This is a genomic window from Acinetobacter sp. P1332, from assembly GCF_044057475.1.
In the GTDB taxonomy this organism is placed as follows: Bacteria; Pseudomonadota; Gammaproteobacteria; order Pseudomonadales; family Moraxellaceae; genus Acinetobacter; species Acinetobacter johnsonii.
The window spans coordinates 541,974-566,768 of sequence record NZ_CP171157.1 but is presented as its reverse complement, the minus strand read 5'-3'; the positions used below and the strand labels follow the sequence as shown (position 1 = coordinate 566,768).

Here is a 24,795-nt window from a genome sequence, read left to right as displayed (position 1 = left end):
TGATCTTTATGTCTCAACCAATAATCTCAGCCCAACGTTTTTTTTCAAATTATATCCTTAGAAATCTGTATAAATTTATTTACAAGTATAGTCATCCAAAATCATATAAACACAATCGTCGCTATTGGCCATACTATCAAGTAGAACGTAGTCCCGATGGTGATTTGCAAAAAATTTATTTTAAAAAACAACTTATTGTCGATAATTCCCAATTAAATTTTAGTCCCAATCGAAAATGTATGCTAATTGCAACAGGTCCATCTGTGCATCAACTAGAAACGTCATATTTACAGCGATCGGATATTGATTATATTGGTGTAAATGGTGCAATTGCCTTAAGTGGTGTCAAATTTAAATATTATGTGATCATTGATCACAATTTCACCAACAATCGTTTTGATCTAATTGAAAATGTACTTAAAACTTCCTTTTGTACACTATTTACAACACCACGTTGTTTAGACCTGATTTTAAGAAAAATAAAATTAGAAAATATTCTTTGCGACATTAAAGTTGTTGAGCCTATAACTGAAGGTGAAATTGAGCGATTTTTAGGTGAGCGGATACGCGTGACTGAAACTCCAAATTATTTTCATATCTATGACCGCTTAGGGTTTTCTAGTCACATTTTTAATGCTGTTTTTGACTATTTTACAGTGGCTTATGTTGCACTTCAAATCACTTATCATTTGAAATATAAAGACATTTATATTGCAGGTTTGGATATGAATAATTTTTCCCAACCCAGATTCTATGAAAATAAAGAAAATAAACAACCCACTATGTTGAATCAGTATTTAGATGTAACATTGCCTGCATTCGATGCCGCTGCCCGCTTTCTAAAATCTCAGCAAATAAATGTCTATAATTTATCTCAGAACAGTGCAGTAAAAGCTTTTGAAAAAATACCTCCTGAACAATTACAAAATACTCTATTGACACAAAGTGGTGAGTAGAACTTACAATTCACCTGTAATTTCCTTCCATCCTTATGTGAACGCTCAATTCTTTCTGTAGTCATCCCAAATATATGAATAATCATCAATTTAGAACTGATATTAATGGACTTCGAGCATATGCTGTAGTTTTTGTTGTTCTTTTCCATTTCAATGTATTCGGTTTCTCTGCTGGGTACTTGGGCGTTGATGTTTTCTTCGTGATATCAGGCTATCTGATGACAAAAATCATTGTGGAAAAGCTTGAACACAATAATTTTTCTTTTGTTGATTTTTACTTATCTCGAATTATTCGTATATATCCCGCACTATTATTCTTAGTCTTAGTTTTAACGGCTTTGGGGCTATTTGTGTTTATCCCAGAAGATCTAAAAAACTTTGCTAAAGATGCGAGATACAGTCTCACTTTCTTATCAAATAATCTCTTCTATGAACAATCAGGAGACTATTTTGCAACTAGTTCACATGATAAAGCATTACTGCATACCTGGTCTTTAGCTGTTGAATGGCAGTTCTACATCCTTTTTCCCATCATTTTGTACACATTTAAAAAGCTTACAAAACAAACTAAATATATAGGCATATTACTTCTAATATTATTTTCTTGCTCATTTTTGTTGTCTGTAAAACTTACACCAGAAAATCCGATATATGCTTTCTTTAAACTCTCAACACGTGCATGGGAGTTAATTGCAGGTGGACTGGTGTACTTTTATTTTAACCAATATTCTTTATCATCGATTAAGCAAAAAATTATTGAATATACAGGTTTTGGACTTTTAGCGCTAAGCTTGATTTTTTTAACCAAAGATACGCCTTGGCCTGGTTATGCTGCATCCCTTCCTGTTTTGGGTACAGTTTTAATTCTAATCGCCAACCGTCAAAACTCTATACTAACGAAACCCAAGTTTATACAGAGTTTAGGCAGTGCTTCATATTCTATTTATTTGTGGCATTGGCCGATCTCATTTTTATTGAGCTATTTCCTAATTCAAAAAAATATTATCAATATCAGTTTTGCTCTTTTATTATCTTTTATTTTAGGATGGTTGAGTTACAAACATATTGAACCCTGTCGTATTCATCTGAATAAAATCAATAAAAAGTATGTTTATCTACTTTTTATCTTAAGTATTGCGATTCTCTATCCATTTTATAAGTTTCTAGGTAAGGATGGGTTAGAAAATCGAGCCGATGCAGAATACCTAAAGCGTATTGAGAAAATACAGATGCCTATGGTCTCGAATGGTTGGTGTTTCTATAACATTAAAGATGATCATAGTCTGACTGTTGGAGAAAATGGATTAAAATGTCATATAGCATCTAACTCAACAAATGCTAAATCAGCTCTTTTGTTTGGAGATTCATTTGCAGGTCACAATATTCCATTTTGGGATCATCTAGGCAAAAAGCTAAACTTGAACATCCATACGATCAGTACGAATTGGTGCTATCCAAGTCTTGATAAAGAATTTACAGGTGACAAGTCATCTACCGCTTATCAGCAGTGCTTAATCAACCGAAACTATCTGAAGAATCATATAGCTCAGTATGACGTTCTTATTTTTGCTGGTCGTTGGACTGATATTGTTCGTCAAAATCAGCAGAATTCATTTAGTGAGCTACTCAAAGTTGCACAAATGAATAATAAGAAAGTGATTGTAATGTCTGAACCATATACTTTTGATCAAAACATCAGCTCAATTTTCAAACGTGCAATATGGTTAGAGCGAGACTTTAATCTAAATGAGTATATGAACAATCCACTCGCTACAAAGCAAAAATATGCAACGAGTGTGATTAATAAAATCGTTTCAGAACATCCGAATACACTCTTGTTAAGCCAAGCAGATCTATTTAAATCAGATCATATGGCAACCAAAAACACACCGTATTCATTTGATGGACGTCATATCTCAATTGTTGGGTCATTAGCATCTGAACAATACTTTGAAACACGACCAAAATTTAAAGTATTAGAAAACTTTATTGCTAAAAAGTAGTGATTAGATATCAATAAACGAGTCGTTAAAATACATTTTTTTACTGTAATAACGACTTAATATTCCCCTTTCTTTTCCTGCCAGTTTGATCAGCTTAGGCTTTTCAACTGGCGGATAATTGAGGGCAAGATCAATCAACACTTTTTCTTTCATCCATTTATTTTTTACTTGATAGAAAAAAGCATTCCGATCACAGTTAATCAAGGTCATACTCGGTAAAGTTGTACGCATAATTTTTTGGCAGGCAACATAAGCAACCAAATATTCTAAACGGCCTATCTCTTGAAAATAGTCCTGATAATTTTCGTTATTTTCTTTAATCTGCTGAATATAAACCTTTGGTGTTAATTCTATAGCTTTTATTAACTCCTCAAACCAAGACTTAAAAAACATATTTTTGGCAGAACTTGCCAATAACCAATTCTCTAAAACAGGAAAGTCTGGGCAAGTCGTATTTTTCTTTCGATAATAGGCAAAACTGTTAGTTTGATGTTGAGTAACTAACCTTTCAATCCAATCTAGATTTTCATAAACAATTGTACTGGCATCTAACCATATCCCACCGTGTTGATAAATTAATTCAAATCGAATGAGATCAGCTTTCTGTTGTGGTGTCGCATGCTTTAAACGACCATAATCAATATCACAAAACTCTTTGACATTATTAGGTGTTAGAAAGTTTACAACATAGTTTGGATTGTTCTTTTTTATATTATCAACGCACTTCTGCACAAACTCAGGGAGTGAGCCTTCCCAATACATCCAGATAATTTTGGGAATAACTGCATTTTTCTGACCAGGATTGAGAACGATCAGGTCCGCGTAGTTATCTATTGACTCATTGATTTCTCTTTTTTGGTTTGAATACATTGTATAAAATTTCAAAAGATAGAAGAGCTTCTTAAAAAACTTCATAAAATGTACTCAACAAAATAAAGAAAATTATTTATTACAGTCTATAACTAGGACTCAAGACATTAAATGTTTAATTGCATAAAAGCGATCACGCCACATACGCTTCTGTTTCTTAAATCCATGAGAAGCACTTCGATTCTCAAGTTGCTTCCGTTTGATACCTTGAGCAGCAACAGTACCTAAAATATCACTATCCAGACCTGCTGGCTGCACAAATGGCTGCCAAACGCCAAGCCCTTTTCCTGTTTTACTTAACCAACTTTGGAAGAAAATATCGACTGGAACGGTCATGATTTTACCCAGTTGTACAAACTGTTCAGCTCCTTTTCGAGACCAAACCAAGCCTACACCACGTATTGGGAAATAATATGCATGCCACAAGGTATAATGATCAAACTCAACAATGTCTTTTGCTAATTTTTTCTTTTTAGCAGCAATATTGACGGTATACCAATCCAACTCTTTATGTTGATCTAAATAACTTAATAAAGATTCAAGCTTCTGTTTAAAGTTAGGCAACACATCAATGTCATCTTCTAAGACAACTAAATAATCGGCATCCGTTTCTAGAAATTTTTCAGCACAACCGTAGTGACTTAGATAACAACCCAACTCAGAATTCATTAAACTACGCCCTAATATTTTCTGAGCAGCAAGATCATCGTAGTTTTCAAATTCAGATAAGGCTTTACCTCGCCCATCATAAGCAGAGAATCGGCTAAAATCCCATCCCGCTTGATTGAGCTGAGCTGTCGCACTTGCTAAACGTTGATCACTGCCGTCTAAATTAATAAGATAAGTCACAACTTTCATTTGCTTTCCTTCGTTTAGACCACAGTAGTCGGTTGAATTTGGCTGGGTAAAAACCCTGTAAATTTTTGAATCAGTGCGGCTCGGATGCGTCCTTCAGCTAATGATTCCAATTGATCTAGACTTTGTATACAGCCAAATTTAATCTCAGAATTAGATAAAGCTAATATAAATTTTTCCAAATCACGACCATCTTTTAAATAAGCAATATCAATATCATCTTTTAAAATGGCTTGATCAGATTGAATTGCTAAATGATTAGACAATCCCACTGGTAACAGTTGATCAATGTTCCTAAATTTGAACTGAATTTGCTGCTCTAAAAGCTCTTTATTATTCTTAAAGTAAGTACTGAGCAAATCACGACTGAGAATATGAGGGCGATGATGAATTTCGTAATATCTAGTCATTCCCACACGATCTGCACTCAGCATTTGAGCCGTTGAATATTTCGCTTCAGCTACCATTCCAAAATTCTGCTGTAAGAATTTTCGGAAAATATATTTCATTTTCTTGATGAGTGTTGCTTGCCAATGTCCATATATCACCATCTGACCATCAATAAGAAAATCACTTAAATCAGACTGTTGATTGAGAAAGAAATCATCATTCAGATAAATAAAATGATTTGAAATCCCTTTAATATTCCACAACATACTTTCAATACTTAATGAATTGAAAGTAGGTAAATACTGTTGGTAATTTCTAAATATTTCTTGATGATCAACCACTTGAATTTGACCAGAGCGACATAGCCCCTGCGCTTCAAACTCCCCAACAAAACTCGGCTGTTGGTGATCAGTTATAATGTAAATCGTTCCACAATACGGAACATATTTCAGAATTGAAGCAATCGAAAAATAGATTTCATCATTATGGGCAAATCGAGTGTCTTCCGCTGCACCTTTTACAACATTTTCAGGTTGAAATTGTTGACGTTTCAATCGATGATTTTCATCACTTCCATCAACCCAAGCAATAACAAAATCTAGTTTTTTCATAATTTTCTAATCAAAAGTAAACCAACATTGGGTTTTTAATGCCAAGCCTCTTTAATCCAATCTGATGGCAACACATAGCGATACCATTTACCACCACCACCATTTACTGCATCAGGTGGATTAATTTCCCCATGGAAAACAATAATTTTTGCACCTTCGGGTTTTACTGGTGCTTTAAAGTACGCCAAAGGTATTTTTTGCAAGCAATGATACTTATAACTTTTACACCAACTGTCAGGCCAGTAAGAGAGCTTTTTCTCTTGATCGACATACCAAGACAAATAGGCTTGCTCATTACGGAATTTTTTACGGATTTCATCAAAGTTTTCACGGAAATAAGGCAAAAGCCCCGGGAAAGCACCCAGCTTAAAACGGTAAACCGAACTGTTACCGGTAATACGCCACGGCCGTTTCCAGTCATGAATAATCAGAAAGTCGCCCGGATAGGTAAAGAACTCATCGATATTATCGACAATCACCACGTCAAGATCGAGGAAGAGTGCATTGCCTTCCAAACCATACAGATCAGGCTCAAAAGTGGACAATTTATTCCAGCCACGTTCAGGGCTTCCCTCTGGAAGTGCTAATGGAGGAATAGGAAAACACTGTACAGCAGGATCAATGCCATCGGTACGGTCCGTTAAACACACCATTTTAAAGTCAATAGTAGTGTGGCGTTTTACCATGTTATACAAACGATTAACGTAGTCCGAACCATATTTGGTTCCCCACTTCATACACAGCACAATATTCTGATTTTGTTGCTCTGTCGTATTTAAAACGTCATCATTTTCATGTACAGACATCTTTGAAACTACCGATCTACATAGTATTTTGCATCATAACATAGTCTAGGTTTGATTGAAGATTAGAGCCATAAAATCCCAAGTAATTACACGGTAATTAAACTGAAATGTATTGTTCATTTACATGACATCTTGTTCCTGCACCGTAATAAAAAATAATTCAGAATCAACAGAATGAAAATTACAGTGGTCGGTTTAGGCTATGTTGGACTCTCTAATGCTTTGATTTTAGCGCAGCAGCACTGTGTCACTGCATTTGATATCGATGAAAATCGTATTCACCAGTTAAATCAAAAAATCTCCCCAATTCAAGATAAAGACATCTCATTATTCCTAGAAAATGACAAGCTTCATTTTAAAGCAACGTCAAATAAAATAGACAGTTACATCAATGCTGAGGTTATTCTGATTGCAACGTCCACCAATTACGACCCCATCACCAATCAATTTGATACTTCAAGTGTGGAGCAAGTCATTCACGACATCCAACTCACTAACCCGATTGCGACCATAATAATTAAATCGACTGTACCTGTCGGCTTTACACAAAGAATGCGACAGCGATTTAACACAAACAATATTATTTTTTCACCTGAATTCTTACGTGAAGGCAAAGCACTTCAGGATAATCTTTACCCTTCTCGAATTATTATAGGTGAGCAATCGGAACGTGCTGAAACATTGGCACAACTCTTTCTTAATAGTGCCATTAAAAAAGACTGCCCTGTACTATTTACTGACTCCACTGAAGCAGAGGCTATCAAATTATTTGCCAATACTTATCTTGCCATGCGTGTCGCTTATTTCAATGAACTTGACACCTATGCTCAAGTTTTTGATTTAAATACTCGTCAAATTATTGATGGCGTGTGTCTTGATCCGCGTATTGGAAAGTTTTACAACAACCCTTCTTTTGGCTATGGAGGATATTGTCTCCCTAAAGACACTAAACAACTTTTAGCAAATTATGAGCAAGTCCCAAGTAACTTAATTCAAGCAGTTGTAGATGCAAATAGAACCCGCAAGGATTTCATTGCTGAAACAATTATTCATAAAAATCCCAAAGTGGTTGGCATCTACCGTTTAGTCATGAAATCAGGATCTGATAATTTCCGCTCATCCGCAATTTTAGGGATTATGCGCCGAATTAAGGCGCAAGGCATTAAGGTGATTATTTATGAGCCAAATATTTCAGAAAAAAAATTTGCCAATAGTAAAGTTATTCGCGATCTAAAAAAATTTAAGCAACTAGCTGACTTAATTATTAGCAATCGTCAAACATCAGAACTAAATGACGTCCAAAATAAACTCTACACTCGAGATATTTTCGGTATCGATGACTAAACTGAAGACCAACAAAAAAGAGCTCCGAAGAGCCCTTTTCCACCTAATTACTTATTTTACATAAGTTAACCAGTGTGCGTATTTCGGGTCTTTCCCCTTAACCGCATTAAAGAATGTGGTTTGAATTTGTTCAGTGATTGGACCACGCGTACCTGAACCGATTTCACGGTCATCATATTCACGAATAGGCGTAACTTCAGCAGCAGTACCCGTAAAGAATGCTTCATCTGCAATGTAGAATTCATCACGTGTAATACGACGCTCAACCACGTCATATCCCAAGTCTTTTGCGATGGTAATAATAGTTTGACGCGTAATACCATCAAGTGCACCACCTGCGATATCTGGCGTATGTAAAACACCATCTTTCACCAAGAATACGTTTTCGCCAGAACCTTGGCATACATAACCTTGAGGGTCGAGCAACATTGCTTCGTCATAACCTGAGTGCGCTACTTCTTGGTGAGCCAAAATCGACAAGGTATAGTTACCTGACGCTTTCGCTTTACACATCGTCACGTTTGGATGGTGATGGGTAAACGATGAGGTTTTCACACGAATACCTTTCGCCATTGCTTCATCACCGAGGTACGCACCCCAGCTCCATGCCGCTACTACTGCATGAATCGTATTGTCTGTTGCAGCAATACCTAATTTTTCCGATCCAATAAAAATAATTGGACGCAAGTAGCAAGACGCTAATTTATTTTCACGAACCACATCAATTTGAGCTTGCTCTAGTGTTGCTTGATCAAATGGGACTTTCATTTGATAAATTTTTGCAGAGTTCAATAAACGCTTAGTGTGTTCTTTTAGACGGAAAATAGCCGTGCCATTCGGTGTTTCATAGGCACGGACACCTTCAAACACACCCATGCTGTAGTGCAAGGTATGTGTTAATACGTGAGTTTTTGCCTCACGCCAGTCAACCAATTGTCCATCTTGCCAAATAAAACCATCACGATCAGCCAAATTCATGACACACACTCCAAATTTATATACACAGTCATGTTACCCAATGCTCACGATTGAGCTTGGATCAATTAATCTTTGCCATAATTTGCAAACGATCACTCGGGTATCGCGCCAGTCCGCAGCATTTACTTGCATGGATTGATTCGCAAGGGCTAAACGGTGGCTCTCGGCTCGTTCACTGAGATAAGCTTGAATCAATGCAGTCGCATCGTCACTGGATAAGCAACTGGCTTTTGCGGCGTCTTCAAGGATTCGTACATTGTCGGAATAATGGGCAAGATCTGGATGAGATCCGCTCCATGCCAACACAGCATACTGTGCCATAAATTCGATATCGACGATACCACCTGCGTCTTGTTTTAAATGAAAAATTCCATCTTTTTGTTGTTCTTTAGAAGAACCCAAATGGTCTTTCATTTTTTGACGCATCTTCAGCACTTCTGCGCGTACATTTTCCTCATCTCGTGGCTGTGTCAAAATCCGACAGCGCAATGCTTCAAATTTATCACGCAAACTTGGCTCACCTGCAATCGAGCGAGCACGTACCAATGCTTGATGCTCCCAGACCCATGCATTTTTCAACTGATATTGCTCAAAGGCTTTTAAACTGGTGACCAAGACCCCCGCTTCACCCGATGGGCGTAAGCGCGTATCGATTTCATAAACCCGACCATCGAGGGTCTGCGTGGTCATCAATGACATAAATTTCTGCGCAACACGCATTGCAAACTCGAATCCACTGATCGACTTCAGCCCATCGGTATCGGCTTGCTCATCCATATAATGAATAAAGACCAGATCTAAGTCCGAGCCATAACCCAGCTCAATCCCACCAACCTTGCCATAACCCACAACAGCAAATGCCAAATGATCGATCGAACAGCGCTGTCCTTCAACATCGAGCGGATAACCATGTTTCTTTGCCGTCATTTGGTAAGCTAAATTTAAAGTTGTACTGACCGAAACTTCTGCAATATCGGTCAAAGCATCGGATACTTTCATCAACGGACTTTCAGCCAAAACATCACTGGCTGCAACTGCCAAAACATTGGATTTTTTAAATAGGCGCAGCACACGCATCAAATCCTCAACGTCATCAAGCTCAATACGAAGCAACTGTTGACGCAACGAATCTTCCAAATCTTGACGGCGCGGCAGCTCAAAGTCCATGGACAAAAATTCATCCAATAGCACTGGATAATGGGTCAATTCTTCACAAATCCATGGACTTACGGTTGCCATTTTCACCAAGCGCTGTAACGCCCCTTTACTCTCAATCAACATGACCAAATATACGGTGCGTCGCATTACCGACTCGACCAAGGGCATGAGGCGTAGCAACGCGGCTTGCGGCTTATCTGACTGTAAAATCGCTTCAATCAAATGCGGCCAAAACATTTTTAAACGCTGCACCGCTTTTGCAGGCAGTTTTTTCAGCGCATGACCATTCCAAAATTCATGAATGAGGTTTTTTGCATTCGCATCTAAGACCTCATTTAAACGCGCTTCTAACTGACTAAAGCTTTCAACGAAAGGATCATGTTCTTTTTCTTTAATTAAATGCTCAAACTGGTAAATAACTTTGGCGCGCTTTTGGTTTAAGTGCTCAATAAATGCATCCCAAATTACAAAACCCAAGGTGTCAATCATCCTTTGTCTGAGTTCTGGTTCTGTTGGTAAAGACTGGGTTTGTTGATCATTCAGAGCTTGAATGGCATGTTCTACACGGCGCAGAAATAAGTAGGCATCTTCCAGCTCACTGACCGCTTGCCCATCCAGCAAACCCACTTCACCCAAATGATGCAAGCTCACTAAACATTGACGGTCTTGTAATTCTAATTTTGCCCCACCATAAATTAGCTGAAAAACCTGCACAATAAATTCGACTTCACGAATACCACCTGCACCCAACTTAATATCATCTTCGATATTGCGGCGTAATACTTCACGCTCAATCATGGCTTTCATTTCGCGCATGGCTTCAAAAGCGGTGTAATCGACATACTTACGGAACACGAAAGGACGAGTCATGTCCAACAACTCATTCCCCTCTTTGCCCCCTGTCACAATCCGCGCCTTAATCCACGCATAGCGCTCCCACTCGCGACCATGCTGGCTTAAATACTTCTCCAGCGCCGCATGACTAATCGCCAATGCAGAACCATCACCCCAAGGACGTAAGCGCATATCCACACGGAAGACAAAACCATCAGCCGTGATATGGTCCAACAAGTAAATGAGTTTCTGACCCCACAAAATGCAAAACTGTTGTACGTCTATGCATTTACGACCATCAGTTTCACCTTGCTCATCAAAAGCAAAAATCAAGTCGATATCACTGGAGAGATTCAACTCTTGTGCACCGAGCTTCCCCATCGCGACCACAATTAAATCTTGAATTTTATGGTTATAACCCACAGGCTGACCATGTTTAGTCACCAATGGCGCTAAGGCAAACGCTTTTGCCACACAAATGGCTGCATCGGCAAAATCCGATAACTCTCGCGTTAGCGTCATCACATCGATCAGTTGATTGGCATCCTGCCAAATCCAGCGAAACATTAAACGCGCACGTAAAATTCGGATGGTGCGCATCCATGTGCTTTCATCACTGATCTCTTTTAAGCTGTTTTGAACGACATTGAAAATTTGTTCGGTGGTCAATGGCTGAGAAAATTGATCAATTGCATAATCTTGTTCAAGATAAACCTGATGTATAGATAGGACTTGTTCCGCATATTGACTTGCGCGCAATGTCTTTTGCAATTGCTCAGCATTCATGATCGACCCTTTCGCATTGTTTTGGTTATTTATAACAGCAGATCATGAGATTAGGGGAATTATTTTATAAGAAAAATATGATTATTCACTAAATTCTTGCTGGGATGTCTCGAGTGACAATGCTTGATGTGCGCTGTTCGAACGTGGCAGGCTGACGATAAAAGTTGAACCTACACCTTCTTTCGATGTGACTGAAATTTCACCTTTATTCAAATCAACAAAACGCTTACACAACACCAGACCTAGACCAGTCCCATTCTCCCCAGCTGTCCCCTTAAAACTAACGGTTAGTTTCGGTTCAAACAAAGATTCGATTTGCCCCAAGTTCATACCTAGACCCGTATCTTGAATGTAGATATCGATAAAATCATCACGTTTTTTGGCATCAATCGTCACAACACCTTCGCCATGCATATGGGTAAATTTCAGCGCATTTGAGACCAAGTTTTGGATCACCGAGGTCACCATATTGATATCTGCAAAAATTTTTAAATCATCGGGGACACGGTCAATCAGTTGAATATTTTTATTGATGGCCAACGCATGCAACACATCAAAAACAATTTGAGAGGACTGCTTAAGCTTGTAATGGATGGGGTGATAAACAAAGCGCCCGCCTTCTGCCATCGCCCAATTCAGTAAACTTTCTAATAAGCTATAAGTCGATTGTGCTGTATCATGCAGATAATCTGCAATGCTTTGCACACCAGACTCATCCAAACTTTTGCGCTCTTCAGCCAACACTTCTGAGAATCCAATTAAGCCATGAAAAGGCGCCCTTAAATCATGTGCAATAATTTGGAAAAATTTGGTTTTACTGACATTCATGGCCACCTGTTGTTCATACAACTCTTTGAGCTCCGCATTTTCCATGCGCAAATGCAGCAAATTGAGAAAACCAGAGGCCAGTTCATAGACATTTTCTACAGCATCTTGCGTAAAAGCCTCCAACTGCTCATCAAAGAAAATCACTTGCCCTACAGATTTATCCGATACCTTTAAATCCAATGCGATGATCCGCTGATGTTTAAACCCTAAAGCACTCACCTGCTGAGAAAGATGATGATAATGGCAATGCAGGCTATCAATCGCAATCTCCCCTTCAAAATGAGTAGCAAAATTGGCTTCAGCGGGTAACTGAAAAGCATTGAATGCGTGTTTGCCCGCATACCAACTATAAGGTTCATTGCTAAACGTTAGAATTGCGGCATGTGCACCTAAAATTTTTCGCGCAAATTTGAGAAAGCTCTTAATTTTATTGTCATTACTGTTCACGCCCAACAATAAAGATAAGTGACAAGCACTTAACTGTTCTGTATCAGACCCGATATCTAGCAATTGAATACCCATTTCTGCCTCATCTTTTGTGATTTTCGGCACAAACCTATTATTTACTTGTATTTATTAGCAAATTTTCAACATTAAAACAATATAAAAATACAACAATACAAGCGTGGCATTTAACAAAAAAATTAATTATTTCAGAATTTTATCTTGTGACTACTTTCTCTTTTTGAAAACTCGTTATTTATCAGAAGGATTAAAACAAAATTGTGAGTCCATCATATGAGGACATAATTAAGCAAACCCGCACCAAACATTCAATTGCTTTAAGCCATCTGTAATGTTTTATGGCGATTTGATTCAAATCTTAAATTTCAGGCAATAAAAAACCCAAGACTGAATATGCTTGGGTTTTTTAATATCTTGGTCCCGAGGGTCGGACTCGAACCGACACGTCATCTCTGACAGCGGATTTTGAGTCCGCCGCGTCTACCAATTTCACCACCTCGGGAAGGTGTTGATGCGTATATTAAACTTTTTGAAAAACTTGTCAACGCAAGTTGATAGTGATTGGCTATTTTTAAGTCACATTTGTTTTTTTAGCTTTATATTTGTGCAATTTCAGCGTTTTTCAACAAAAACGCATATACTAAGCGCAATTTTGACCTCCCTTATTTTGACGCTGCTTTCCCATCATGCAACTTTCTGATTTTAATTTCGACCTCCCCGATGAACTCATTGCCCGTTATCCTTTAGACACGCGTAGTGCTTCTCGACTGTTACACCTCGATGCTCAAGGTCAGCATCATGACTTTCAATTCACCGACATTTTAGATTTGCTCGATGCAGGTGATTTACTGGTCTTAAATGACACCAAAGTGATGAAAGCACGCCTCAAAGGCAAACGTGCCAGCGGTGGAGCTGTCGAGGTTCTGGTAGAACGCATGCAAGATGCATTTATTGCACACTGCCACATCAAAGCTAGTAACACACCCAAAGCAGGCGCTGAGCTCTTTATTGGCCCAGATGCCGTTAAAGTCACGGTACTAGGTCGTCATGAAAATTTATTTATTGTGGAGTTTTCCCAGCCAATTTTAACGGTGCTGGATTTATACGGACAACTTCCGATCCCTCCCTACTTCAACCGTGAAGCTGAAGCCATTGATACCGAGCGTTATCAAACAGTATTTAATGATCCAACCAAGTTAGCCAGTGTCGCTGCACCTACCGCAAGCTTACACTTCGACCAAAAGCTGTTGGATCAACTTGAAGCCAAAGGTATTCAGAAAACTTTTGTCACTTTACACGTGGGTGCTGGTACCTTTCTGCCTGTACGTACCGATGACATTGCCAATCACATTATGCATAGTGAATGGTGTGATGTTCCTGAGCATTCAGTGGAGCTGATTCGTCAAACCAAAGCGCGTGGTAATAAAGTCATTTCTGTCGGAACAACAGCGACACGTGCGGTTGAAAGTGCAGCGCAGGCACATGATGGTGAACTCAAAGCTTGGACTGGAGATACCCAAATTTTTATCTACCCAGGTTATGAGTTCAAAGTGGTGGATCGTCTTATCACCAACTTCCATCTGCCTGAATCGACCCTCTTGATGTTGGTTTCAGCGCTGTCAAATCGTGATAATATTTTGGCAGCTTATCAACATGCGGTAGCCAACCAGTATCGCTTCTTTAGTTATGGCGATGCCATGTTAGTTGACCAACTTCAACCCAAATAAGAACCTCACATGCCTATCGATACAATCAAACATTCCATTCATATTCGACGTAAAAAGAATAAAATTGTGTTTGATAATATCGACAGGCTTTGGGACATCGGCCGAGGGGCAGATTCCGTACAAGATATTCTTGACCGACTGCACCCTTGGAACGCCCCGATTACTTTGAAATTTGAAAATGTGCTGCCTATTCTACTTGGAATAGTCGGCATTTTTTTTATTGTGCCAGTGTTCTTTGCCGGAGAGCACATTTGGACCTTATTCAGCTTTTTATTCGGCTTAGGCTGTCTGCTTTGGGCCTATTTAAGTTATGAGCAAGATGATCCGCTTGAAGAGATCACCGACTATCTCGAAAAACAAATTATTCATAAAAAATACCAGCTCAACGAGTTTACCCCTCCACAGCATATTGGCGTGGTCCTACAACCTACATTTTTTATTGCCCATTTAAAGCAGCTGTTTCCAATTTTTAACCAAGGCACCATCAGCAACGATATTCCTTACTACGCCAGTACCACTTGGCAGGATGAAGCAGGACAACAACATCAGGTTTTGCTGTTTCAATATCATTTTGTTGATGAAATTCGCGTACGTGATAAAGATGGCAATGAGTTAAAAGTGAAAGAAGTGCATAAAGACTTATGGGGATGTTTTGTCTTTGAAGTACCCACGCAAGGACTCGCGATTACCGCATACAATAAAAAATTCTATTATCCTTATAGTTTTCCATGGCATAGCAGTGATATTCAGATTAACCAAAAGCTCAAGTTTTTTGGTACTGACCAGCTGCAGATGGCCAAACTACTCTCCCCTGCATTTGTGCTGCGTACTGCCGATTTTTTCCGTTCTCGTGAAGGCGATTTACTTTTTCATCCTGAAAAAAATATCTTGTGCTATATCAGCCCACAAAACCTGTTTGAAATATCCAGAAAAGCAAAAAAAATCAATGACATTTCGACATTGCGTGGACACTTACGCACTTTTAAATTACCTTATCTAGATCGCTTAGAATCTGATCTAACGCAATTTTTAAAATAATGACATTTTGCCGTTTGAGGACTGTATGGGGCTATTGATTTTCTTCTTGATTATTATTGCAATCGTGTTTGGCATAATCGTCATTCGCAATAATATTGTCAGACACCACAATGCAACCATTCGCGCATGGTCGGATGTAGCAACCTATGAGCGCCAGAAAATAAAAATTCTAGATGGTTTAGAGCCTCTGGTCGAACAATACTCCAGCTTTGAAAAAGGCACCTTGGAAAAAGTTACTGAGCTCCGCCAAAACATTCTCAACCTGAACTTAAATAATACTGATGTCAACCAATTACAGCGCATTGAAGCATTAAACCAAGAGCTAATGCGTAGCCTCAATGTCGTGGTCGAAAACTACCCTGAACTCAAAGCCAATGATATTTATCTAAAAATGATGAATGAAATTGAAGAGCAAAACGAAAATGTCGGGGCTGCGATCAGCATCTTTAACCGCAATGTCGAACTGTTTAACAACCACATTCAAATTTTTCCGAACAACATTGTAAACACCATGACCGTCGGTAAAAAAGCTGTGCGTCCATTCCGTGACGCTGCTGCGCTACAAAATTTTGATTACCGCCCCAATTTCAACTAAAAAGATCGCTTTAACACAAATAACAAATCCAAGGCACTCAAAATGAGTGCCTTTTTAACTTCTACGTTCACAACCTCTTATACGCCATCAACTCTTTTCATCCTAATCACGACTCACTCGCCACCCTGACATAAATTCAAACCGGAACAGCCCTTATAGCACACCACCCTGCTCCGAAATGCTTTGCGTTAAAAGTGTTACAACACTGGTGTTTATTTGCATAATCAAGGAAAATAGCCTCCTTTTAGCGGCGAACTGTTTTTTCGCTCTTGCACTGCAAGCAGAGCAGTGCTTTGCTCTTGTTCAGGATATTTTATGAAGTTTGAAAAATTAGGTCAGTCGGGTCGCGCCCGTCGTGGTCGTTTAACTTTAGAGCATGGTGTGGTTGAAACCCCTGTGTTCATGCCTGTCGGTACTTATGGTACGGTGAAAGGCATGCTCCCGCGTGATATTGAAGACATCAAAGCGCAAATTATTTTAGGTAACACCTTCCATCTTTACCTACGCCCTGGCCTTGAAGTGATTAAAGAGCACGGCGGTCTGCATAAATTCATGAAGTGGGATAAGCCCATTCTAACCGATTCAGGCGGCTTCCAAGTCTTCAGTTTGGGCGCGATGCGTAAAATTAAAGAAGATGGCGTAACGTTCCGCTCTCCAATTGATGGCTCTAAAGTATTTTTGTCTCCTGAAATCTCAATGGACATCCAACATACATTGAACTCAGACATCGTGATGATTTTTGACGAATGTACGCCTTATCCTGCAACGCATGAAGAAGCGCAAAAGTCGCTACAATTGTCATTGCGTTGGGCAAAGCGTTGTAAGACTCAGCACCATGATGTGCTTGAAAATAAAAATGCGCTATTCGGCATTATTCAAGGCGGTATGTATGAAGACTTACGTGATGAGTCTTTAAAAGGCTTGCTTGAAGTTGGTTTTGACGGTTATGCCATTGGTGGTCTGTCCGTCGGTGAACCGAAAGAAGAAATGATCAAAGTGCTGGATTACCTTCCAGAAAAAATGCCGGCAGACAAACCGCGCTACCTGATGGGCGTGGGTAAACCTGAAGACATCGTGGAAGGCATCCGCCGTGGCGTCGATATGTTTGACTGTGTCATGCCTACACGTAATGCCCGAAATGGACATTATTTTGTGACCGACGGTTTAGTGCGTATCCGTAACAGTAAATACCGTCATGATCAAAGTCCGCTGGATCCACACTGTGACTGTTATACCTGTACCAACTTTACTCGCGCGTACTTATTCCATTTGGAAAAATGTGGCGAGATGCTGGGTTCAATGCTCGGTACTATTCACAACTTACGTTACTACCAACGCTTCACTCAAGACATTCGTGATGCATTGGATAATGATCGCTTTGATGCCTTTGTTGAAGATTTTTATGCACGTCGTGGTTTAGAAGTTCCACCTTGCCCCCAAGATTAATTGTTGTGAGCATTTGCGCTTGGTAAAAAGACAAGGTAAATTGCAGAACAAGTCTATTTATGATCAATTCGTTGGTCACCGTTTTTTTAGTTTAGGAATTTGAAATGAGCCTTTTTATTTCTACAGCTCACGCAGCGGGTGAAGCTGCACAACAACCAAGTATGGTCGCAAACTTATTGATGATTGCTGTTTTTATTGCAATCTTCTATTTCTTAATTTGGCGCCCTCAAGCAAAACGTGCCAAAGAGCACCGCTCTTTGGTTGAAAGTCTTGGCGTAGGCAGCGAAGTGGTATTTGCTGGTGGCTTAATGGGTAAAATCACTAAACTCGAAGGTGACTTTGCAGTGGTTGAACTGAGCCGCGGTGTAGACGTAAAAATTCAACGCGCAAGTGTGATTTCAGTTCTTCCTGAAGGCACATTAAATAACCTTTAATCAAAAAAATTAGTCGTGCATCCGCACGACTTTTTTCATTTTAAGAAGAAAACAAATGCGTTACCCAGCATGGAAATATCTACTGATTCTCGTGGTTTTGACGATCAGTACATTATATGCCCTGCCTAGTTTGTATCCGGATGAGCCTGCGGTTCAAATTTCTGGTGCCAAAGCTGGTACCCAAATTGACCAAAGCATCGTACAAAAAGCAGAGCAGATTTTAAAATCTGAAAGTATTTCAAGCCATGACAACAGTTTTAGCAATAATGCTGCACTGTTACGTCTTGACTCTAGCGAAGCACAATTAAAAGCCAAAGAAGCGTTACGTCGTGGCCTTGGTGATGACTATGTTGTCGCGTTGAACTTGGCACCAACCACGCCAGAGTGGCTACAAAAAATTGGTGCAAAACCAATGAAGCTCGGTCTGGACTTACGTGGTGGTGTTCACTTCTTATTAGAAGTGGATATGGATAAAGCAATTGCTCAACGCATGGAAACATCTGCGACTGATTTACGTCGTCAGTTCCGTGACAACAAAATTAAATTTAACAGCCTTGCATTAAACAACAACACCATTACCGTTCAGTTCGCCAACAACGATGATCGTACTGCGGCTCAAGACTACTTACGTAGCAATGGTAATGAGTTTAATCAGCAAGCGGTCGCAACTGCGACAGGTTCAACCTTACGCTTAACCTATACCGATGTTCGCCGCCAAGAAATTCAGTCTTATGCAGTGAACCAAAACTTAACCACTTTACGTAACCGTATTAACGAGTTAGGTGTGGCAGAAGCCTTGGTACAAACACAAGGTAGTAACCGCATCGTGGTTGAGCTTCCAGGTGTTCAAGACACTGCTGAAGCAAAACGTGTCTTGGGTCGTACAGCAAACCTAGAGTTCCGTTTGGTCTCTGACCAAAATGACCAAGTCATTGACCCATATAGCGGCAAGAGCAATGGTCAACCGCTTCCACCAGGAACCGAACTTTTTGCATATCAGTCTTTAGACAGCGGACGTGAATTACTTTTAAACCGTAACCGTATTTTAACGGGTGAGCGTGTTCAAAACGCATCAAGTGGCTTTAGCCAAGACACTGGTGGTGCTGAGGTAAACATTACCTTAGACACAGCAGGTGGCAAACTGATGGCTGATGCAACCCGGAATGCGGTGGGTAAGCGTATGGCTGTGTTGTTCATTGAAAATAAACAACGTATTAGCTATATCACCGATCCTGCGACTGGTGCTCAAACCGAAGTCCGTACACCTTATGCAGAGTCTGTCGTGATTAACGCTGCAACCATTCAAGCGGTACTCGGCTCTCAATTCCGCATCACGGGTCTAGATTCACCTCAAGAAGCGTCTGAACTTGCACTAATGCTACGTGCTGGTGCACTTGCTGCGCCAATGTACTTTGTTGAAGAACGTGTCGTTGGTCCAAGCCTCGGTCAAGAAAACATTGATAAAGGTGTTTTATCAACGCAAATCGGTTTCTTACTGGTCGCAATCTGGATGGTAGTCTTCTTCCGTCTATTTGGTTTAATTGCTAACTTTGCCTTGGTCTTCAACTTAGCCATGATTCTAACCGTCATGTCTTGGATTGGTGCTTCCCTCACCCTGCCGGGTATTGCGGGTATTGTGATTACCATTGGTATGGCGGTCGATGCCAACGTCTTGATCTGTGAGCGAATACGTGAAGAAATGAAGTGGGGAGCATCACCCAAACAAGCCATTGTGGCGGGTTATGACCGTGCTTATAACACCATTTTCGACTCAAACTTAACCACATTCTTGGTTGCGTTTATCCTATTTGCTATCGGTACAGGCCCAATTAAAGGCTTCGCTGTGACCTTAATGATCGGTATTATCTGCTCTATGTTTACTGCTATTACAGTAACACGTGCGATTGTACAGCTCATTTATGGCAAAAAACGTAACTTGAAAAAGTTGAGCATATAAGGAGATCGATGATGACTGATGTGACTCAACAAGATTCAAAAAAATACGGCCGTCCAGATGATGAGCGTGTGATTGATTTTATGAAGATTGCGCTGCCTGCAGCCATTCTTTCTATTGTCTTAACCATCGGCAGCCTATTCTTTATTTTCACCAAGGGTCTTAACTTAGGTTTGGACTTTACTGGTGGTATTTCTGCCGAACTAAACTATAGCAAACCCGTGAAATCAGCCGATGTCTCTGCTGCACTGACCAAAGCAGGTTTTCATGACCCTGTGGTACAAACTATTGGTTCAGATCGTGATTTGATTGTACGTATGCCTGTACAAGAAGACACAGCGGCAGAAGACTTAACCAAAACCATTACCCAAGCTGTACAGCTACCGGGTAACTCAGCCTCAGTTAACAAAGTTGATGTGGTGGGTGGACAAGTCGGCAATGAACTCTACATTCGCTCAGCGGGTGCTGTAGCTTTAGCATTACTGCTGATGTTGGTCTACGTAACAATTCGCTTTGAGTTCAAACTGGCAATGGGTGCGGTACTGTCGTTGTTCCATGACGTGGTGGTCACCATCGGTATTTTTGCCATGATGCAGTGGCCATTTGACTTAACTGTATTGGCTGCAATTCTGGCTCTGATTGGTTTCTCACTGAATGACAACATTGTTGTTTCGGATCGTATTCGTGAAAACTTCCGTAAGATTCGTGGCGCTTCACCTTTAGAGATCGTTAACATCGCTTTAACTGAGACCCTACGTCGTACCATTCACACCTCAATGACTTTATTGTTGGTGGTGATCTCGATGATGATCCTCGGTGGTGATGGCCTTAAATGGTTCTCTGTTGCAATGTTTGTGGGCGTTTTTGTGGGTACCTACTCCTCAATCTACATCGGTACAGCTTTTGCTTTATGGCGTGGCTTAAACCGTCAAGACTTCATTGTTCAAGTGAAGCCTGAGTTTGAAGAAGAAAATGAAATTCCATAAATGCACACCATAGTGTGAAAAAAGAAAGCCTCTCAATTGAGAGGCTTTTTTATGTCGGTGTGAAGATGTTGTACCAGCTCTATCTGAGGCAACGCATAGCCACGGCAGGACTGCTCTGCCCGCCAAGCTACGGTCAACATCACATCTCCTAACTCAAAATTTTGATAGGCAAAACTCCCAATCAGCGGATGACTACACATGCCACCATTATGCGTTGGATGTGCTTGGGTGTTCAGTTCATTTAAGTTTAAACGAATGCCTAAACCTGATGCTTTAAGCACCGCTTCTTTGGTTGTCCAGACCTTAAACCAGTATGCTTTGTCCTGATCATACTGTTGCCACACGCGAAGTTCCTCTACGTGAAAAGCATGTTTAGCCAAAGCCTCAAAGCGAACTTTTCGGTTTAACTCCTCCACGTCCACGCCTAGATCCTGCATCCGCTCACTCGTAGCTAAAGCATAGTAATTTTGGCTGTGGCTATGATTGAAATGAAAAGAAGGCTGATCAACCCAATAGGGTTTACCTATCTCACTCAGTGCAATGGAGTGATCATCTACAACCATCTGCCGTTGTTTGGATAAGCATTGATTGCGATATTGATAAATGGCTTGTTTTCGCTGTGCAATTTGCTCGACACGTGACAGGCTGTGATCCACCTGCACAATGTCACCAATCTTTTTCAGCTCAACACGTATTGTCCTTGCCACTTTTCGTTCCTATCATGGTTTCATGCATCTTGACATCCTCCGCGACCTAAAGGACGGGGATTCCTACTGCTAGACGCTCATGTCCGAGCGCAAGAATATTCAGTGCGGAATTTATATCCCTATCATGGAATGTACCGCATTCCATGCACTGCCATTCTCTTATTCCAAGTCCCGTTCTACCTTTCGGACTACTACAGCGTGAGCCACAGCTCGAACAAGTTTGGGTGGTATAGGCTTCATTGACTTCTTTATACCATACACTTGCGTTCTCGCATTTATACTTGAGCATGGTTCTAAGTGTTGTCCAACTTGCATCTAATACAGACTTCGCTAGTTTAGTCCGTGCTAATGCCTTTGCATTCACATTACCAACGAAGATGGCTGCATGTTTATTCACCAATTTATGACTGAATTGATGTAGCGTATTTTGACGTATGTTTCTAATCTTGGCATGAATCGCTTTAACACGCTTTTTATTTCTAGCACGTTGAGCAATGCCAAGTTTTTGTTCGTATTGCCGATAGATTTGAGGGGCTTTGAGCTTTACGCCATCTGAACAGGTTGCAAGGTCTTTTAAGCCCAAATCTATACCGATTGAGGTATTACCCTTTGATTTAACTTGTTTTGTCTTATCAACAACTAAACAAACATACCAACGTCCACGACTGTCTTCTACAAATGAGCCTGTTTTGACGTTGTATTTTGATAGTCCATAGCTATCCCATAGCTTGAATTGATGCTTGCCATACTGCACGTAGCCATCAGCATATTTGATTGCAACCTTTTTGAAGGGTATCCAACCCAAAGAACGTCTTGCAGACTTCTTATTACTCACCCGCCATTTTAGCTTTGCTTTTTTAAACTGCTTTCTTCGAGTAACCAATTCTTCTGTTATCGCTTGAACAGTTTGACTATGCAGATTGCATTCTTTAGATGTGCCTTTCGTGTATTTAGCAATATCGTAAGCTGAAAGAAATTCACCTTTTCTTTTTAGATGTTTAAATCCTAAATCATTCACATAATTCCAAACAAAATTTACTTCCGATGCGAGTTGGTCTAGTACCTTGTAATGTTTGTCTTTTATGCGTAATTTAAGTGTTTTCATGATTAAAATATATTTGGTCTATGAGCAATAGTCAAGAGATTAGAACAGGTCGCCACTGTGTTTTTAATATGCATGTACATTTAGTCTTTGTGGCTAAATACCGTAGAGATGTTTTTACCAAAGCAATGCTTGAAACAATGCGTGAAGTGTTTGAGCGTATCTGCTTAGACTTTGAAGCCGAGTTGGTAGAGTTTGATGGTGAACACGATCATGTTCATTTGCTTGTGAATTATCCACCTAAAATAGCAATTTCTAGCTTAGTGAATAGTTTAAAGGGTGCTTCAAGTCGCATTGTAAGAACCAAACACCCTGAAATTAAAAACAAGCTATGGGGCAGTGCTTTGTGGTCGCCTAGTTACTTCGCTGCTTCATGTGGCGGTGCGCCAATTGGAATTGTTAAACAATATATTCAACAACAGCAAACACCGCATTAATGGCTTACGCCACTCGCTTATATCCTCGGGCTAAACCCATAGGTATCTACACAATTTCCGAGCTTTGCGTTAAATTGAAGAGCATGCTCTTCAATTTAACATCTCTGGTCTGGATCAGCGTCTTGTCAAACGTTATAACAGCCTTGTAAAACTCTATATGAATCCTCTTGCTTCACTTGCTCCCGCAATCAAAGACCTGGCCTCTACCCAAAAGTCGAGTTTCTCAACTACACAGGCTGTTTGGCGATTCCTGAATAATAATAAAATCTCTTTTAGTCAATTAAACCAGCCGATTAAGCTTCTTGCATGCGAACAGATCAAGACATCACCGCATCAGTATGCATTAATCGTTCATGACTGGTCTCAACTGCAGTATGTGAAGCACAGTCATAAGGTTCAGCGTCTTCAAAGAACAGAGGCGAATTCAGGCTATGAATTGCAAAGCAGTTTACTTGTCGATGCGTCATCAGGGCTCCCAATTGCGCCATTAGCTCAGACGCTAACAGATGCATCCGGCTGTTATTCCACATTCAGTGAACAATACAGCGAGCGCAAGTCCCATTTGGACTCACTCGCAGAACAAATCAAAACGATTGAACAGTATCCGATTGAGAAAACAAAAGTCCATATCATTGACCGTGAAGGAGACTCGATTGCCCACTTGAGGGAAATCAGCAGCCATGGTTTCAAATGGTTGATTCGGGCCAAAGAAAGCCATCGGATTGAGCATCAAGGGGAAACCTACAAAGTTGCAGAAGTCGCAGAAAAAGTAGTAACTCAGCAAGTTAAGCCGATTGCTTATAAAGGAAACAGGCATATGCTGCATGTTGGAGAAACCGATATTCGGATAACGCGTGCAGCAAAACCGAAGAGAAAAGATGATTTAGGCCAACGGGTTGCTCCCCAGCCAGGCAAGGCAGTTACAGCCAGATTAATTGTTGCTGTGGTGAAAGATGCTCAAGGTAAAACAGTCGCGAGATGGTCGCTGATCAGCAATGTTTCTTCAGAGATTGATGCGGTAGAATTAACCACCTGGTATTACTGGCGCTGGACAATTGAGTGCTATTTCAAGCTTCTGAAGCAGGCAGGCCATAACGTTGAATCATGGCTTCAGACCACACCTGCAGCGATTTTAAGACGGCTCCTGATCAGCAGTATGGCGTGTGTACTGACTTGGCGAATACAGCGTTCTGAAGATGAACAAAATCAGAAAATTCGTATATTTCTGGCCCGTCTTTCAGGCCGACAGCAGAAGAGAGGTAAGTTGGAAAGTGCACCTGCAATATTGGCAGGACTTTCGATTTTACTGAACACTCTTCAACTGCTCTCAGAATATTCAATAGATGAACTGAATGAAATCGCAACAATTGCATTAGGTACATCAAGATGTGTAGATACCTATGGGCTAAACCCCGAGGTTTTACGCTCCAATGGATAAAATAAAAAAGCCCAAAAATCACTTTGGGCTTTTCAGCATCAAAAACT

At 40.2% G+C, this 24,795-nt stretch carries 21 protein-coding genes and 1 tRNA gene; 12 read left to right on the top strand and 10 right to left on the bottom strand.

Going from position 1 to position 24,795, the window contains the following annotated elements:
* Positions 1-8: 8 nt before the first annotated feature.
* Together ACFN7Z_RS02735 and ACFN7Z_RS02730 are read left to right on the top strand one after the other, a co-directional pair.
* Complete coding sequence (locus ACFN7Z_RS02735; protein ID WP_004697717.1) at positions 9-956, top strand: hypothetical protein; 948 nt, start codon at positions 9-11, stop codon at positions 954-956.
* Between the two features lie 74 nt (positions 957-1,030).
* The gene (locus ACFN7Z_RS02730; RefSeq protein ID WP_131230600.1) at positions 1,031-2,959 is read left to right on the top strand and encodes an acyltransferase family protein; all 1,929 of its coding nucleotides are present in this window, start codon (positions 1,031-1,033) and stop codon (positions 2,957-2,959) included.
* A gap of 3 nt (positions 2,960-2,962) precedes the next feature.
* On the opposite strand, the gene ACFN7Z_RS02725 is transcribed toward ACFN7Z_RS02730, so the two are convergent.
* From ACFN7Z_RS02725 to ACFN7Z_RS02710, 4 genes are read right to left on the bottom strand one after another with little or no spacing between them, the layout of a single operon-like run.
* The gene (locus ACFN7Z_RS02725; RefSeq protein ID WP_131230602.1) at positions 2,963-3,874 is read right to left on the bottom strand and encodes a glycosyltransferase family 32 protein; all 912 of its coding nucleotides are present in this window, start codon (positions 3,872-3,874) and stop codon (positions 2,963-2,965) included.
* Positions 3,875-3,928: 54 nt separating this feature from the next.
* The gene (locus ACFN7Z_RS02720) at positions 3,929-4,687 is read right to left on the bottom strand and encodes a glycosyltransferase family 25 protein (RefSeq protein ID WP_395442579.1); all 759 of its coding nucleotides are present in this window, start codon (positions 4,685-4,687) and stop codon (positions 3,929-3,931) included.
* 14 nt (positions 4,688-4,701) lie between these two features.
* A complete protein-coding gene (locus ACFN7Z_RS02715; protein WP_130234997.1) occupies positions 4,702-5,685 on the bottom strand; it encodes a Stealth CR1 domain-containing protein in 984 nt (327 codons plus the stop codon).
* A gap of 35 nt (positions 5,686-5,720) precedes the next feature.
* A complete protein-coding gene (locus ACFN7Z_RS02710) occupies positions 5,721-6,491 on the bottom strand; it encodes a glycosyltransferase (RefSeq protein ID WP_130234998.1) in 771 nt (256 codons plus the stop codon).
* Positions 6,492-6,665: 174 nt separating this feature from the next.
* Here ACFN7Z_RS02710 and ACFN7Z_RS02705 point away from each other — a divergent pair, with 174 nt between their 5' ends.
* Positions 6,666-7,835 carry a nucleotide sugar dehydrogenase gene (locus ACFN7Z_RS02705; RefSeq protein ID WP_130234999.1) on the top strand — a complete coding sequence of 390 codons (1,170 nt, stop codon included), beginning with the start codon at positions 6,666-6,668 and terminating at the stop codon, positions 7,833-7,835.
* 51 nt (positions 7,836-7,886) lie between these two features.
* On the opposite strand, the gene ACFN7Z_RS02700 is transcribed toward ACFN7Z_RS02705, so the two are convergent.
* The 4 genes from ACFN7Z_RS02700 to ACFN7Z_RS02685 form a co-directional block, all read right to left on the bottom strand.
* The gene (locus ACFN7Z_RS02700; protein ID WP_004983545.1) at positions 7,887-8,813 is read right to left on the bottom strand and encodes a branched-chain amino acid transaminase; all 927 of its coding nucleotides are present in this window, start codon (positions 8,811-8,813) and stop codon (positions 7,887-7,889) included.
* Between the two features lie 33 nt (positions 8,814-8,846).
* Complete coding sequence (gene glnE, locus ACFN7Z_RS02695; protein ID WP_130235000.1) at positions 8,847-11,591, bottom strand: bifunctional [glutamate--ammonia ligase]-adenylyl-L-tyrosine phosphorylase/[glutamate--ammonia-ligase] adenylyltransferase; 2,745 nt, start codon at positions 11,589-11,591, stop codon at positions 8,847-8,849.
* An 81-nt stretch (positions 11,592-11,672) separates the two neighbouring features.
* A complete protein-coding gene (locus ACFN7Z_RS02690; RefSeq protein WP_130235001.1) occupies positions 11,673-12,941 on the bottom strand; it encodes a sensor histidine kinase KdpD in 1,269 nt (422 codons plus the stop codon).
* A gap of 358 nt (positions 12,942-13,299) precedes the next feature.
* Positions 13,300-13,386 (bottom strand) — tRNA-Leu (locus ACFN7Z_RS02685).
* A 184-nt stretch (positions 13,387-13,570) separates the two neighbouring features.
* Between ACFN7Z_RS02685 and queA the strand changes: the two genes are divergently transcribed.
* The 7 genes from queA (at position 13,571) to secF (ending at position 21,064) form a co-directional block, all read left to right on the top strand.
* Entirely contained in the window at positions 13,571-14,611 is a 1,041-nt protein-coding gene (gene queA / locus ACFN7Z_RS02680) for a tRNA preQ1(34) S-adenosylmethionine ribosyltransferase-isomerase QueA (protein WP_125280197.1), read from the top strand.
* Positions 14,612-14,620: 9 nt separating this feature from the next.
* Complete coding sequence (locus ACFN7Z_RS02675; RefSeq protein WP_125280198.1) at positions 14,621-15,649, top strand: hypothetical protein; 1,029 nt, start codon at positions 14,621-14,623, stop codon at positions 15,647-15,649.
* A gap of 25 nt (positions 15,650-15,674) precedes the next feature.
* On the top strand, positions 15,675-16,244 hold the full coding sequence (locus ACFN7Z_RS02670; protein ID WP_130235002.1) for a LemA family protein: 570 nt from the start codon (positions 15,675-15,677) through the stop codon (positions 16,242-16,244).
* 315 nt (positions 16,245-16,559) lie between these two features.
* Positions 16,560-17,690, top strand: coding sequence for a tRNA guanosine(34) transglycosylase Tgt (gene tgt / locus ACFN7Z_RS02665; protein WP_004697695.1), 1,131 nt, complete (start codon positions 16,560-16,562; stop codon positions 17,688-17,690).
* 104 nt (positions 17,691-17,794) lie between these two features.
* Positions 17,795-18,124: a preprotein translocase subunit YajC gene (gene yajC, locus ACFN7Z_RS02660; protein WP_004697692.1), complete on the top strand. Its 330-nt coding sequence runs from the start codon at positions 17,795-17,797 to the stop codon at positions 18,122-18,124.
* Positions 18,125-18,179: 55 nt separating this feature from the next.
* Positions 18,180-20,081, top strand: coding sequence for a protein translocase subunit SecD (secD, locus tag ACFN7Z_RS02655; protein ID WP_130235003.1), 1,902 nt, complete (start codon positions 18,180-18,182; stop codon positions 20,079-20,081).
* 8 nt (positions 20,082-20,089) lie between these two features.
* A complete protein-coding gene (gene secF, locus ACFN7Z_RS02650; RefSeq protein WP_005401700.1) occupies positions 20,090-21,064 on the top strand; it encodes a protein translocase subunit SecF in 975 nt (324 codons plus the stop codon).
* A 32-nt stretch (positions 21,065-21,096) separates the two neighbouring features.
* Here secF and ACFN7Z_RS02645 read toward each other — a convergent pair whose 3' ends face one another.
* Together ACFN7Z_RS02645 and ACFN7Z_RS02640 are read right to left on the bottom strand one after the other, a co-directional pair.
* Positions 21,097-21,771 (bottom strand): 4'-phosphopantetheinyl transferase superfamily protein, encoded by a 675-nt coding sequence (locus ACFN7Z_RS02645; RefSeq protein WP_005401701.1) that lies wholly within the window; start codon positions 21,769-21,771, stop codon positions 21,097-21,099.
* 46 nt (positions 21,772-21,817) lie between these two features.
* Positions 21,818-22,876: an RNA-guided endonuclease TnpB family protein gene (locus ACFN7Z_RS02640; protein WP_005402022.1), complete on the bottom strand. Its 1,059-nt coding sequence runs from the start codon at positions 22,874-22,876 to the stop codon at positions 21,818-21,820.
* 20 nt (positions 22,877-22,896) lie between these two features.
* On the opposite strand from ACFN7Z_RS02640, the gene tnpA reads away from it, so the two are divergent.
* On the top strand, positions 22,897-23,310 hold the full coding sequence (tnpA, locus tag ACFN7Z_RS02635; protein WP_005402021.1) for an IS200/IS605 family transposase: 414 nt from the start codon (positions 22,897-22,899) through the stop codon (positions 23,308-23,310).
* Positions 23,311-23,467: 157 nt separating this feature from the next.
* Entirely contained in the window at positions 23,468-24,748 is a 1,281-nt protein-coding gene (locus ACFN7Z_RS02630) for a transposase (protein WP_130235004.1), read from the top strand.
* Positions 24,749-24,795: the final 47 nt, after the last annotated feature.

Bases quoted from the DNA above. Each gene is read 5' to 3' on its own strand.
- ACFN7Z_RS02735 (WP_004697717.1), top strand. From the start codon at position 9: ATGTCTCAACCAATAATCTCAGCCCAACGTTTTTTTTCAAATTATATC.
- ACFN7Z_RS02730 (WP_131230600.1), top strand. From the start codon at position 1,031: ATGAATAATCATCAATTTAGAACTGATATTAATGGACTTCGAGCATAT.
- ACFN7Z_RS02725 (WP_131230602.1), bottom strand. From the start codon at position 3,874: ATGAAGTTTTTTAAGAAGCTCTTCTATCTTTTGAAATTTTATACAATG.
- ACFN7Z_RS02720 (WP_395442579.1), bottom strand. From the start codon at position 4,687: ATGAAAGTTGTGACTTATCTTATTAATTTAGACGGCAGTGATCAACGT.
- ACFN7Z_RS02715 (WP_130234997.1), bottom strand. From the start codon at position 5,685: ATGAAAAAACTAGATTTTGTTATTGCTTGGGTTGATGGAAGTGATGAA.
- ACFN7Z_RS02710 (WP_130234998.1), bottom strand. From the start codon at position 6,491: ATGTCTGTACATGAAAATGATGACGTTTTAAATACGACAGAGCAACAA.
- ACFN7Z_RS02705 (WP_130234999.1), top strand. From the start codon at position 6,666: ATGAAAATTACAGTGGTCGGTTTAGGCTATGTTGGACTCTCTAATGCT.
- ACFN7Z_RS02700 (WP_004983545.1), bottom strand. From the start codon at position 8,813: ATGAATTTGGCTGATCGTGATGGTTTTATTTGGCAAGATGGACAATTG.
- glnE (WP_130235000.1), bottom strand. From the start codon at position 11,591: ATGAATGCTGAGCAATTGCAAAAGACATTGCGCGCAAGTCAATATGCG.
- ACFN7Z_RS02690 (WP_130235001.1), bottom strand. From the start codon at position 12,941: ATGGGTATTCAATTGCTAGATATCGGGTCTGATACAGAACAGTTAAGT.
- queA (WP_125280197.1), top strand. From the start codon at position 13,571: ATGCAACTTTCTGATTTTAATTTCGACCTCCCCGATGAACTCATTGCC.
- ACFN7Z_RS02675 (WP_125280198.1), top strand. From the start codon at position 14,621: ATGCCTATCGATACAATCAAACATTCCATTCATATTCGACGTAAAAAG.
- ACFN7Z_RS02670 (WP_130235002.1), top strand. From the start codon at position 15,675: ATGGGGCTATTGATTTTCTTCTTGATTATTATTGCAATCGTGTTTGGC.
- tgt (WP_004697695.1), top strand. From the start codon at position 16,560: ATGAAGTTTGAAAAATTAGGTCAGTCGGGTCGCGCCCGTCGTGGTCGT.
- yajC (WP_004697692.1), top strand. From the start codon at position 17,795: ATGAGCCTTTTTATTTCTACAGCTCACGCAGCGGGTGAAGCTGCACAA.
- secD (WP_130235003.1), top strand. From the start codon at position 18,180: ATGCGTTACCCAGCATGGAAATATCTACTGATTCTCGTGGTTTTGACG.
- secF (WP_005401700.1), top strand. From the start codon at position 20,090: ATGATGACTGATGTGACTCAACAAGATTCAAAAAAATACGGCCGTCCA.
- ACFN7Z_RS02640 (WP_005402022.1), bottom strand. From the start codon at position 22,876: ATGAAAACACTTAAATTACGCATAAAAGACAAACATTACAAGGTACTA.
- tnpA (WP_005402021.1), top strand. From the start codon at position 22,897: ATGAGCAATAGTCAAGAGATTAGAACAGGTCGCCACTGTGTTTTTAAT.
- ACFN7Z_RS02630 (WP_130235004.1), top strand. From the start codon at position 23,468: ATGAATCCTCTTGCTTCACTTGCTCCCGCAATCAAAGACCTGGCCTCT.